11 protein-coding genes are annotated in these 13,121 nt (G+C 42.8%); 8 read left to right on the forward strand and 3 right to left on the reverse strand.

Annotated elements, in window-relative coordinates; translation table 11 throughout:
- Positions 1–143: 143 nt before the first annotated feature.
- Together acnB and H3T84_RS09280 are read right to left on the reverse strand one after the other, a co-directional pair.
- Complete coding sequence (gene acnB, locus H3T84_RS09275; protein ID WP_198218931.1) at positions 144–2,729, reverse strand: bifunctional aconitate hydratase 2/2-methylisocitrate dehydratase; 2,586 nt, start codon at positions 2,727–2,729, stop codon at positions 144–146.
- Between the two features lie 232 nt (positions 2,730–2,961).
- On the reverse strand, positions 2,962–3,867 hold the full coding sequence (locus tag H3T84_RS09280) for a M48 family metallopeptidase (protein ID WP_198218932.1): 906 nt from the start codon (positions 3,865–3,867) through the stop codon (positions 2,962–2,964).
- 373 nt (positions 3,868–4,240) lie between these two features.
- Here H3T84_RS09280 and trkA point away from each other — a divergent pair, with 373 nt between their 5' ends.
- From trkA to H3T84_RS09300, 4 genes are all read left to right on the forward strand, one after another.
- Positions 4,241–5,638: a Trk system potassium transporter TrkA gene (gene trkA, locus H3T84_RS09285; protein ID WP_037476441.1), complete on the forward strand. Its 1,398-nt coding sequence runs from the start codon at positions 4,241–4,243 to the stop codon at positions 5,636–5,638.
- A gap of 12 nt (positions 5,639–5,650) precedes the next feature.
- Positions 5,651–7,156 carry a TrkH family potassium uptake protein gene (locus H3T84_RS09290; RefSeq protein WP_084547813.1) on the forward strand — a complete coding sequence of 502 codons (1,506 nt, stop codon included), beginning with the start codon at positions 5,651–5,653 and terminating at the stop codon, positions 7,154–7,156.
- 50 nt (positions 7,157–7,206) lie between these two features.
- A complete protein-coding gene (locus tag H3T84_RS09295; RefSeq protein WP_198218966.1) occupies positions 7,207–9,075 on the forward strand; it encodes a lytic transglycosylase domain-containing protein in 1,869 nt (622 codons plus the stop codon).
- A 107-nt stretch (positions 9,076–9,182) separates the two neighbouring features.
- The gene (locus H3T84_RS09300) at positions 9,183–9,725 is read left to right on the forward strand and encodes an isochorismatase family protein (RefSeq protein ID WP_174830222.1); all 543 of its coding nucleotides are present in this window, start codon (positions 9,183–9,185) and stop codon (positions 9,723–9,725) included.
- Between the two features lie 138 nt (positions 9,726–9,863).
- On the opposite strand, the gene H3T84_RS09305 is transcribed toward H3T84_RS09300, so the two are convergent.
- Positions 9,864–10,334: a universal stress protein gene (locus tag H3T84_RS09305; protein ID WP_174833594.1), complete on the reverse strand. Its 471-nt coding sequence runs from the start codon at positions 10,332–10,334 to the stop codon at positions 9,864–9,866.
- A 102-nt stretch (positions 10,335–10,436) separates the two neighbouring features.
- On the opposite strand from H3T84_RS09305, the gene H3T84_RS09310 reads away from it, so the two are divergent.
- The 4 genes from H3T84_RS09310 to H3T84_RS09325 are packed head-to-tail and all read left to right on the forward strand — an operon-like array spanning position 10,437 to position 13,024.
- Positions 10,437–11,210, forward strand: coding sequence for a ThiF family adenylyltransferase (locus H3T84_RS09310; protein ID WP_198218967.1), 774 nt, complete (start codon positions 10,437–10,439; stop codon positions 11,208–11,210).
- A gap of 8 nt (positions 11,211–11,218) precedes the next feature.
- The gene (locus tag H3T84_RS09315; RefSeq protein WP_037476453.1) at positions 11,219–12,052 is read left to right on the forward strand and encodes a ScpA family protein; all 834 of its coding nucleotides are present in this window, start codon (positions 11,219–11,221) and stop codon (positions 12,050–12,052) included.
- A gap of 58 nt (positions 12,053–12,110) precedes the next feature.
- Complete coding sequence (locus H3T84_RS09320; RefSeq protein WP_037476455.1) at positions 12,111–12,590, forward strand: PaaI family thioesterase; 480 nt, start codon at positions 12,111–12,113, stop codon at positions 12,588–12,590.
- On the forward strand, positions 12,587–13,024 hold the full coding sequence (locus H3T84_RS09325; RefSeq protein WP_037476457.1) for a PaaI family thioesterase: 438 nt from the start codon (positions 12,587–12,589) through the stop codon (positions 13,022–13,024). Before H3T84_RS09320 ends, H3T84_RS09325 begins: the two co-directional genes overlap by 4 nt.
- Positions 13,025–13,121: the final 97 nt, after the last annotated feature.

Raw genomic sequence — 13,121 nt, forward strand, 5'->3', positions numbered from 1 at the left:
AAAAATTATTTAATCTTAACATTTGGAAAATTACTTAATCAGGAAGCTTATTCAGGTTTGATATTGCCATAAAAAATTTCAGCCAATAAAAAAGGCTGCCGTCACCAGTAGCCTTTTGTACAGCAATCAGTATATGTTATATCTTAGGCATCCACTTTAGCCGCTACATCTACATATTCCTGAATTTCATTGAAGTTCATATAACGATAAATTTCAATACCTTTATCATTGATAATGGCAATATTTTCGCGATATTCATCGATATTCGGAATATGTCCCAGTTTTGAACAGATGGCTGCCAGTTCGGCTGAGCTCAAATATACCTTGGTATTTTTACCCAGTCGATTCGGAAAATTACGGGTAGAGGTTGAAACAACAGTTGATCCCTCTCTTGCCTGTGCCTGATTACCCATACATAAAGAACAGCCCGGCATTTCCATACGCGCACCTACCCGGCCCAGAATACCGTAATACCCTTCATCAGACAGCTCTTTGGCATCCATTTTGGTAGGAGGAGCTACCCACAACCGGACTGGCAGATCAGTTTTACCATCCAGTAATGCTGAGGCAGCTCGATAATGACCAATATTTGTCATGCATGAGCCGATAAATACTTCATCAATATGGGTACCTGCCACATCAGACAAGGTTTTCACATCATCCGGATCATTCGGACAAGCCAGAATAGGCTCTTTAATCTCATCCATATTGATATCAATAATGGCAGCATATTCTGCATCGGCATCAGCTTCAAGTAATTTCAGTTCTGCCAGCCATTGCTCCATTTTTTCAATACGGCGTTTCAGTGTGCGTGCATCCTGATAACCATTGGCAATCATATTTTTCAGCAATACGATATTGGATTTGAGATATTCCTCAATAGGTTCTTTATGCAGTTTTACCGTACAGCCGGCAGCTGAACGCTCTGCAGAAGCATCCGTGAGCTCAAAGGCCTGTTCAACTTTCAAATCCGGTAAACCTTCGATTTCCAGAATCCGGCCAGAGAAAATATTCTTTTTACCTGCCTTGGCAACGGTAAGTAAACCCTCTTTGATAGCCTGTAAGGGAATGGCATTAACCAAATCACGCAAAGTAATACCCGGCTGCATTTTACCGGAGAAGCGTACCAATACTGACTCCGGCATATCCAGCGGCATAACACCGGTTGCAGCAGCAAAAGCTACCAGACCGGAACCTGCGGGAAATGAAATACCCAGAGGAAAACGTGTATGTGAATCACCGCCAGTACCTACCATATCGGGTAGCAGCATACGGTTCAGCCATGAATGAATAATGCCGTCACCCGGACGCAGTGCCACACCACCGCGTGAAGACATGAATACCGGCAATTCTTTATGGGTTTTAACATCAACCGGTTTCGGATAAGCGGCGGTATGGCAGAAAGATTGCATCACTAAATCCGCACTAAATCCCAGACAGGCCAGATCTTTCAGCTCGTCACGGGTCATGGGGCCTGTAGTATCCTGTGAACCGACTGTAGTCATGCGCGGTTCACAATAAGTACCCGGGCGAATACCCTGACCTTCCGGCAAACCACAAGCGCGGCCAACCATTTTTTGTGCCAGAGTAAAACCGGCTGTGCTTGGCGCCGGAGACTGTGGCAAACGGAAAACTTCTGAATGCCCCAGATTTAGTGCATCTCTGGCTTTAGCAGTCAGACTACGACCAATAATCAGATTAATACGGCCACCCGCCTGAACTTCATCCAGAATTACCTGAGATTTCAATTCGAATTCAGCAACTGTTTCGCCGTTTTTGATAATTTTGCCTTCATAAGGCAAAATATCAACTACATCGCCCATTTCCAATTTGGATACATCAACTTCTATAGGCAATGCACCTGAGTCTTCCTGTGTGTTGAAGAAAATCGGAGCAATTTTGCCACCAAGACATACGCCGCCGAAACGTTTATTCGGTACATAAGGGATATCTTTACCGGTATGCCAGATTACGGAATTCGTTGCTGATTTACGAGAAGAACCTGTACCAACTACATCACCTACATAGGCAACCAGATTACCTTTGGCTTTCAGCTCAGCCAGTTGTCTGATAGGTCCTACCTCACCCGGTTTATCGGGTTGAATACCTTCACGCGGATTTTTAAGCATAGCCAGTGCATGCAAAGGAATATCCGGACGGCTCCATGCATCAGGTGCAGGTGATAAATCATCGGTATTGGTCTCACCTACTACTTTAAATACGGTAACCGTGATTTTTTCCGGTACTTTTTCACGCGCAGTAAACCATTCTGCATTAGCCCACGACTCAATGACTTCACGAGCATACTGATTACCGGCGCGCATTTTTTCTTCTACATCATGGAAAGCATCAAACATCAGTAAGGTATGTTTTAAGGCATTTGCTGCGGTAGAAGCCAATTCTTCATTATCCAGAAACTCTATTAAAGGCTGGACGTTATATCCACCCAGCATGGTACCCAGCAATTCAACTGCGAAAGTTGGTGTAATTAACGGGCTGATAACTGTTTTTTCTGCAACAGCACCAAGAAAAGATGCTTTTACTTTAGAAGCATCATCTACACCCGGCGGTACCCGGTGCGACAGCAGCTCAACCAGAAACTTTTCTTCTCCTTTGGGAGGATTTTTCAGCAATTCAACCAACTCTTCTGTCTGCTTAGCTGTTAGCGGCAATGGCGGAATACCCAGTGCTTCGCGTTCAGCAGCGGCTGCGCGGTAGGCTTCTAACATCTCGAATGTCCTTAATGTAATGGTTTTTAAATTTTTCTTGTAAATTAATTATGCATTAGCAATGCAATAACCTGAATGATAACCGAAAACAGGAACGATTGAAACATTTTGTAGTCAGATGTAGTCGATATAAGGAAATGTAAAGATTAAAATAAAAGCAGCCCGGACGGGCTGCTGTAAATAGTAAAGATACGGAATTTAATCTGAAGAAATCAATCTTATTTATTTAAATTCAGGAACGACTTTTCTTTTTAGCGGTTCCTTTGCGCGCGCCGCTACCCTGTGTATTTTTACTTTGACTAACCGGGCGTTTTTGCATTGTCAGATTATTCTGTTTTGCCTGTTCATAAACAGGTAATACTTCAGGCAACATTTTTTTCAATGCTTTAATACGAGCATCATTACTTGGGTGGGTGGATAACAGGCTTGTGCTGCTATTGTTACCCATTACTTTATTCATTTTTTCCCAAACTGTAACGGCTGCATTCGGATCATAACCAGCCTGTGCCATTAGTCTAAGTCCACCGGCATCAGCCTGACTTTCCTGATGACGTGAAAAAGGCAGGTTTAAGCCATATTGATTTAATATATCTTTATAAAAATTCATATCATTAGCATTAACGCCTGTTTTTGACTGCAAAGCAGAACCGCCCACTTCCAGAGCTGTACTGGTCAAGATCTGTTGTCCGGCAGCTTTTTTGCTATGCTCCTGAAGAGCATGAGTCATTTCATGACCAACGATTGCTGCAATTTCATCATCACTCAGATTCAGATTTTTCACAATACCGGTATAAACCACCATTTTTCCACCCGGCATTGCAAAGGCATTTACTTCATTACTGCGAATTACATTAAGCTGCCAGTTAAATGCCACACCCGTTTTATTAGCTTCATTAGCATACGGCACTAAGCGCTGAAATACTGTACGTACACGTTTGGCAACAGGAGTATTGGTCTCTATCTGACCTTTAGCCTTTGCCTGCCCCATCATCTGGGAGTAGCTCTTGGCTGCAGATTCATTTAATGTTTGTGTATCATAACCCATCACATCCGCAACCTGTGCACAGCCGCTTAAAGCCATACAAATAGTTGCTACAGTAGCAGTTAGTAGTTTCGGTTTGATTTTGAGTAAATTCATAATTTATCCAAATAAAAAAAGAAATTGAAAATTAACATTTTTTGCAATTTTTCAATAAGCCATCAATAGGCCATATGTAATAAATATTTATATTATATTTTATTATATTAATTTCAATATAGTAAAATTAACATAATCATACATTAAAATATCAGCCAGACCAATTTTTAGCCATTACCAGCAATTAACTGTTTCATTATTAATTCATATATTCAATTATTTGAATCTTAATTCCATACAATTTAAAAGTATTCGTTTATTATTTCATTTGCATTAATCTATTATCATAAGTGTCGCAGTTTTACACCAATATTTGCATCAATCAGTACAAACGATAAAATAACAAAGATACTACTGAGATGACGTAAATAACGTGAAAATCCTGATACTCGGTTGCGGGCAGGTTGGTTCAACTATTGCCAGTAATCTGGCCAGAATGACTAATAATGATGTCACTATTATTGATATCAATGAGAGTGCCTTGCAGCAAATTAACCAACGCCTTGACGTACAAACTATTGTAGGCAATGGTGCCTGGCCTTCCGTATTGTCCGCAGCCGGTGCACAGGATGCAGACATGATATTAGCATTAACTCAGAATGATGAAACCAATATGGCAGCCTGCCGGATTGCCTATGCTCTATTCAATACACCTAACCGTATAGCCCGGGTTCGCTACAGCGATTTTGTTGAATTCGAAACCGGTAATAATAATTACAAAACCAGTCTGGACTTATTCAATATCACTGAAGCCATTAGTCCGGAGCAACTGGTAACAGAACAAATTGTCAATTTATTACTACATTCCAGTGCGCTGCAAATTCTGCGATTTGCTCACGATAAAATTCGTTTACTGGTAATTCGTGCTCAGAATGGCGGTATGCTGGTCAATCAGCCTATCAATAACCTGAAACAGCATCTGGAAGAAGGTGTAGATTGTCAGATTTGTGCTATCTACCGCAATAATCATCTGCTCGTTCCCACCGGAAGTACAGTCATACAGGAAGATGATGAGGTTTTTGTTCTTACACCCACAGCCTATCTAGAAAATATCATGCGTGAGCTGCGCCCGATTAACAAACGCACACGCAGGATAATGATTGCCGGTGGCGGAAATATTGGCTATCGCGTTGCCAAACAACTGGAAACTCAACTGGATATCAAGATTATTGAACGGAAACAAAACCGTGCCGAATGGCTGGCGGAAAACCTGAACAATACTCTTGTGCTGGTAGGTAATGCATCTGACGAAAGTCTGCTGGAAAACGAATATATCGATGAAATAGATGTGTTCTGTGCGCTTACTAATGATGATGAAAATAATATCATGTCGGCAATGCTGGCTAAAAATCTCGGTGCAAAAAGAGTAATGGCGATTATTAATCGCTCCAGCTACGTTGATTTATTGCAGGGAAGTGCCATTGATATTGTGATATCTCCGCATTTAATTACGATTGGTTCTATTCTGACTCATGTACATCTGGGCGATATTATGGCAGTTTATCCGTTACGCCGCGGTTCTGCAGAAGCGATTGAAGTAGTGCTGCACGGTGATCGCCATACATCTAAGTTAATCGGTCGTACCATGACTCAACTGCGCCTGCCAGCCGGCTGTTATTTTGGCGCAGTCATTCGCAATGAAAAAATAATTATGTATCATCAGGATACAGTTCTTGCAGATGGAGACCATGTTATATTTTTTATCGCTCGGCGTAAGGCTGTTCAGGATCTGGAAAAAATGATTCAGGTCAAACTGGGCTTTTTTGCTTAAGGCTGCCAGACTATGAGCCATTTTACCAATCGCTTTGTTTTGCATCACAAGGAATCAGGTTTTCTAAATAAAATTGCGCCTACGGCACATATTGTAGCTAAAACCGGTTTTCTGTTTTCCTTGTTACTGCTTGCTCCGACGATTGTTTCTTTAATCTATATGGATCATGTATTTCCGGCATTTGCTTTCACTGCCGGCATTTGCATGAGTGTATGTGTAGTGGCATGGTTATTAACCATGCGCTATAACCGTGAATTGCGACCACGTGATGGTTATACACTGGTATTTATGCTGTGGATTGGCTTTGCGCTGATTGCCTGTCTGCCCTTTTATATTTATTTACCCGGACTAGGCTTTACTAACGCCTATTTTGAAGCTATTTCAGGGCTGACTACTACCGGTGCTACCATTATTACCAGTCTGGATTCACTTGCGCCATCATTGAATTTCTGGCGACACATGCTTAACTGGCTGGGAGGCATGGGTATTATTGTACTGGCTGTTGCGGTGATGCCAATGCTCGGCGTAGGAGGAACACAGCTATTCAAAGCAGAAATACCCGGTGTAAATAAAGACAGTAAGATGGCGCCGCGCATTTCTGAAACGGCTAAGCGCTTATGGGGTGTTTATGTTTTATTTACTATAGTCACTTTACTGGCACTGCGTCTGGCCGGAATGAGTTGGTTTGATGCTGTCTGTCATGCCATGTCCGCTTTTTCACTGGGCGGATTTTCTACCCACGACAACAGTATTTCCTATTTTCATTCCGTTCCGATTGAAATAATTCTTAGTATTGCTACCTTATTAGGCGCAATCAATTTCAGTAATCATTTTAATGCATTACAGAAAGGCTCATTACGTTATTACTGGCGTGATGAAGAGGTAAGAGTTTTATTATGTGTACTCTTATTCAGCATTGTCGGTATCAGCCTGTATCTGTGGTGGCATAGCTTTTATTCTTTTTCAGAAGCATTTCGCTACACCAGTTTTAATCTGATTTCAATCGGGCTGGCAAACGGTTACTCAAATACTGATTTTGCTAAATGGCCTTTAATTGCTTCATTATGGATGTTTTTTCTGTCCAATATACTGTCTAATGGCGGTTCAGCCGGTGGTGGTATTAAAACGGTACGAGCTATTGTATTATTTAAATTCAGTCTGAGAGAAATGCTGCTGATGTTGCATCCAAATGCTGTCAGTATGGTTAAAATAAACGGCAGCAATATTCCTGACCGGCGTGCACTGACAGTAATGGCCTTTGTATTTGTATATGTGCTGACTATTATTTTATTCAGCTTTGCACTGATGATCAGCGGACTGGATTTTCTATCTGCACTTACCGCTGCCATAAGTTGTATTACTAATGCCGGCCCCGGACTGGGTGCTGTCGGACCAGCCAATAATTTTGCTTTTCTTTCAGACATTCAAAAGTGGTTATGTATTATGATTATGCTACTTGGTCGCCTGGAAATTTTTACTGTTTTTATACTCTTTACGCCAGCTTACTGGAAAAAATAAATTACATTATGAGAAAAAGTGAAGGAAAAAAATTGATAAAACATTTAATGATGCTGAAATCAAAATTATTAGTTCAACGGCATCGTCTGATTTCTGGTACTGTGCTTTTAATAACAGCATGCAGCAATCAGCATGAAGTAGCTGTCCAGCCAATCAATACTAATACAGGTAATGCGGTTCTACCGGGAACTCAGGCTAGCGAAACGCCGGATAAAATTATTAGCAGCTACCAGCAATATCAGAATGCCCTCAAGGCAGTTAAAGACGGAGATGATGTATTACCTGCTCAATTCCTGGCCCGTCAGCCGGACAGTGCAATGAGTAACAGTATTCGTAATAACTGGTTACAGCAATTGGGGAAACGGGGGAACTGGGCTGTTTTTCGTCAACAATATGCTTTACTGGATAAAAATTCCCGAGATATGGAAACCCGTTGCTATGCGCTACAAGGGGGTATAGAAAGTGATTCCAGCCTGATCACTAGTCTGAGCCAGGAAACGGGTAATTTGCCGACAGGATGTAATCGCCTGCTTGTACAAGCTGCTGCCAGCCAGCAAATTAATGTACAAAATGGCTGGCGGCGTGTACGTTATCTGCTTGCACTGAATCAAATTACTAATGCACGTAATTTGGCTCAGGCTTTGGGCAGCCCTTTACCTGATCCGTTGAATGCCAGCGCAGGAAACAGCCAGGGCGCACGGGAAGCTTTGTTATACCAGGTAACCAGTAAAGAAAACCGTAGTAAAGACAGTGCTGCAAACAGATTACAGCAAATATCAGCCAGTCTAACTAAAGAGCAAATCGGTTTTGGCTGGGGGCAATTGGGATTGGCTCAGGCTTATAGCCTGAATTCAGCAAATGCACTGACTTATTTCGACCGTGCCGATCCGGCACAGATGAATAATGAAATGTGGGAATGGTATGCCCGTTCAGCACTGCGGTTACAGCGCTGGCAAAAACTGAATAGCATTATTCGCAGCATGCCAGAAGCTTTGCAGCAACAGGTTACATGGCAGTACTGGCTGGCACGCAGTTACCGTGCATTAGGGCAAAATAATCAGGCACGGGAAATATTTGAGCAGACAGCCAAACGCGGACACAATTTTTATTCTCTGCTTGCAAAAGAAGCGCTTGGCAACAAAGTAAATGTTCAAAACACTGTTGCTAAAAGCAGCCAGCAAACTCAAAGCAAAATAGCAACCGATGGCAATATTGACCGTTCCCTGACTTTATTTAAAACTGCACAGGCTGAAAACAACTGGACAATGCGACGTCAGGCTCAGCAGGAATGGCGCTATGCGACACGTAATTTCAATGATGACACCTTAATTGCTGCCGCAACATTAGCCGAAAACAATGGTTTTTATGAAATGAGTATCTATAGTGCAGACCGGGCTGATAACCAGCTTAATTATGAATTGCGCTATCCGGCACCATTTAAAGAACTGACTGTTCCGTTTGCTCAGCAAGTCGGCATCGATCCTGCCTGGGTGTATGGCTTAATCCGGCAGGAAAGCCGTTTTATGATTGGTGCACGATCCAGTGTTGGCGCGACCGGACTGATGCAGGTCATGCCGGCTACAGCTCGCGATATAGCCAAACGTCTGGGTATGGACAGCAGCGAGCTGTATACCATGAGCGGAAATATTCGTATGGGTACATGGTATATGAGTAGCGTACGTAAACAATTTGCCGATGAAGTATTGGCCACAGCCGGCTACAATGCCGGCCCCGGACGTGCTCGTCGCTGGCAGGCTAATACGCCTCTTGAAGGAGCAATTTATGCGGAAACGATACCTTTTGATGAAACGCGAACTTATGTTAAAAATGTAATGGCCAATACGACTTATTACGCCAATCTGTTTGGTGAACCCAGAACCACCCTGACAGAACGCATGGGTACCGTCCCCGCCCGCTAGTACAGCCAGTGAGCATTATTGCTCTGATTAACCTGTGTTTACCTTAAGCTACATATAAATACTGCATAATTTACATGCAGATTATTTAACCTTTCTGAAAGCACATTATGTTGTTAGACAGTAAACGTTCCGCAGTATTAATGATTGATTTACAAACACGCCTGTTGCCTGCTTTAAACAACACGGAAGAATTGCTGGCCAATAATATCTGGCTGGCCGGTCTGGCGCATGATATGGCGATTCCTACCCTAATCAGTGAACATTGTGTCGATAAAATCGGTGCAACTCGTGAAGAAATCATCACTGCTGCACCACAAGCAAGAATTGTCCAGAAACAAAGTTTTTCTGTATATGCTGCCGGTGTGCTGAATGAAGACAGCCTGCAACAGGCTAACCAGATCATCATATCCGGTATTGAAGCTCATATCTGTGTTCTGCAGACAGCTCTGGATCTGCGCGCACATGGCTATGAGGTTTTTGTGGTTGCTGATGCAGTCAGCTCTCGCAAACCGGAAGATGTTAAATTAGGTCTGGCACGAATGCAGGAGGCTGGTTGTGAAATTGTCAGCCGTGAGATGATTGCATTTGAATGGCTGGGTAGTGCCAATAACCCGCTATTCAGAGATATTCATAAAAAATATATTCGCTAAATTTGCCAGAATACTTTTTAAGTTATTGCGCGGTTAATGCAAATCAGACAAATAGCTAAAAAGCTGAACCCGATTTGATACGGATTCAGCTTTATTTTTCAGCTGTGACTTTATACTTAATGTAGAAAATCAAACTATTTAACCTTCATTTTTGGATTCACTGCGAATAATCAGTAACGGCAGATTGGTTTCACGCATGACAGTTTCGGCAAAACTACCCATTAACAAATGCATCAGACCACTGCGTCCGTGAGTACCGAGAATAATCAGATCGCTGCCTTGCTCGTCAGCATAATCAACCAGCATCTGAGCCATTTCTTTTGCCCCTTTATTGGCAATCAGCAGATGCCGATGAACTTTAGTCTCCGGTAAAGCTGCTTTAGCTTTTTCGATTGCTGCATCCAGTACAGTATTGCCTTCTGACAACGCAGCAGCTTCATAACTTTCATGTTGCAGAAATTCAGGAGCCAAAGCCATATATTCAGTCGGATTGGCAACATTCACGACAGTTAATTCTGCATCCTCCCCCTTAGCCAGACCAATAGCATGATCTAAGGCATTTTCTGAAGTATGGCTGCCATCTACCGCTACCAGTAAATGTCTATACATGAAACCCTCCTATCTTTTTAGCAATTCGAATCACTTGGCAGATACAGTATAATACCACTACCTGCCTAAAACAGCTTTACGGATTTAATTCACGTGTCGCAAATACTCACTTTTTCTGCAAATTATCAACGTCGCTTCGGCGGCATTGCCAGATTGTACGGTGAAGATTGTCTTCAGCGTTTTGCCTCGGCTCATGTGTGTATAGTCGGAGTGGGCGGCGTCGGCTCATGGGCAGTAGAAGCTCTGGCACGAAGTGGTGTTGGTTATCTAACCCTGATTGATCTGGATAATGTAGCCGAATCAAATATCAATCGCCAGCTTCCGGCCTTAATCAGCCTGATTGGCAAGCCCAAAGTCGAAGCTCTGGCCGAACGTATTGCTGATATTAATCCAGATTGTCAGGTTAACTGCATTGAAGATTTTGTGGAAGCAGATAATATCGAACATATATTCAGCCAGCCGTTCGATTTCGTAATAGATGCTATTGATCAGGTACGCGTAAAAGCGGCCATGGCTGCATTTTTTACCTCCCGAAACCAGCCTTTTATTGTTTCCGGTGGAGCAGGCGGACAAAAAAACGCCGGTTTGATTCAATGCACTGATTTAAGCAGAGTAACCCATGACCGCATGCTGGCAAATATGCGTTATACATTGCGTAAATACTATGGTTTTAGCCGTCAGCCGGCAGATAAAATGCACATCCCCTGTATTTATTCCAGCGAAACTATAACTCCGCCTCAGTCCGGTATCTGCCTAACAGAACAAACTACTCCGCAAGGTCTTTCCTGTGCCGGTTATGGTGCCTCTATGGTAGTAACAGCCAGCTTCGGTTTGCGCTGTGCTCAGGCTTGTCTGGAATATCTGTGCAAACACTGAACCATAACATGAGTAAAGAAAGTATAGCGGATAAAACTGTTGCTATGCTTTTCGGGCAGCCTGTTACTGAAATTCCACAGGATCTGTTTATTCCCCCGGATGCACTTCAAGTGGTATTACAAAGCTTTGAAGGTCCGCTGGATTTATTACTGTATCTGATTCGTAAGCAAAATATTGATGTACTGGATATTCCCATGCTTACTGTTACAGAGCAGTATTTATCCTATATTCATCAGATGCAACAGCATGAGCTGGATTTAACCGCTGAATATTTGCTAATGGCTGCGGTGTTGATTGAAATTAAAACCCGTTTACTTCTCCCTGCTCCGCCCACCAGCGAAGAAGAAGTAGCCGATCCGCGTGCTGAATTGGTTCGCCGTCTGCTTGCCTATGAGCAAATGAAGCTGGCTGCAGCCGGACTGGATGCTTTACCCCGTGCCGGACGTGATTTCGGCTGGGCATGGTTACCAGTTGAACTGGTAGCCGTAACACAACCACCGCATGTACAAGTAGCTGATTTAACCCGGGCATGGTTGGCGATTCTTGCCCGGTCTCAGCACAATCGTAGCCATAATGTGGTCAAAGAAACATTATCAGTACGGGCTCAGATGACCGTTGTCCTGCGCTTCCTGCAAACTCGGCAGCACTGTTATTTCACGGAACTCTTTAAGCATAACGACAGTATGGCATTGGTTGTCACCACCTTCATAGCATTACTGGAACTGGCCAAAGAAGGGCTTGTATTTATTACCCAGCATAGTACCGGAGATCCGATTTCTATCCAGACTGCCGGTATCGAATCCGGCAACAATCAAGAATTGATTAATAAACCAGCATTCTAGTGACAATAACTGTAAAAAACCCTAATATAACAGTTAATATTCCAATCAGGATAATCTTATGCCTGCTAACCCTGTATTATTTCAAACTCTGTTTAATCATTACATAAATATACCGCATTGCCGCTGGTTAAAAATCTACGGTGACAGTAGTTCTGATGAACCTGTTATTTCGGTAGACTGGCGCGACGAATTGCTGGAAAGTCCGAAAACCGGCAATATTCATGGCGGGGTCATTACTACTCTGGTAGATATGGCTTCCGCCTGTACATTAGCAGCATTGTTTCAACAGTTTGAAACGACTGCTACACTGGATATGCGCATAGATTATCTGATGCAGCCAGTGCCTGATCAGCCTATACATGTACGTGCACACTGTTACCGGCAGGAAGGTCCAATTGCCTTTATCCGCAGCCACTGCTTTCAAAATGATGAAACCCGGCCATTTGCACTGGGAATGTCTACTTTTATTCATAACCCATTAACCCAAGCAGAACAGCAAGCATTACAGGCGTATCTGCAACAGGAGCAGGCAAAATGAACCCAACAATTTTTCAACTGGATGAACAGCTAACTATTCAAGCTCATCAGCGTATACCGTACTGTGCAGCAATCAATCTGCAAATTGGTATGGATAGTCTTAATAAACGTCTGTACAGCTTGCCTTTTGCCAGACAAAATATTGGTAACATTTTCCTGCCTGCACTGCATGGGGGGCTGATTGGCGGCTTTTTACAGAGTTGTATCAGCTTATATCTGATGGAGCAGCAAAACCTGCAAGAATCTGCCCAGATTATTGACTACTCAACGGATTATTTATTAAGCGGTAAACCTGTAGACAGCTATGCACAATGTGAAATTATGCATGCCGGAAAGCGCATTTCACATGTTACTGCAACTATGTGGCAGGCTCAGTCAGATAAACCCATTGCTTTTGCACGGGCACATCTGCAAATGCCAGCAATCGCTAACTGATAAAAAGCTTTTCAATAGTAAACAGTATTAAATCTCAGCTGAACATGAAATTAAGCGGAATAACAATCTAAGTAAATTCAAAGCAAATCAGGAGTAA

It is taken from the genome of Snodgrassella sp. M0110 (genome assembly GCF_016101465.1).
Taxonomy (GTDB): Bacteria; Pseudomonadota; Gammaproteobacteria; order Burkholderiales; family Neisseriaceae; genus Snodgrassella; species Snodgrassella alvi.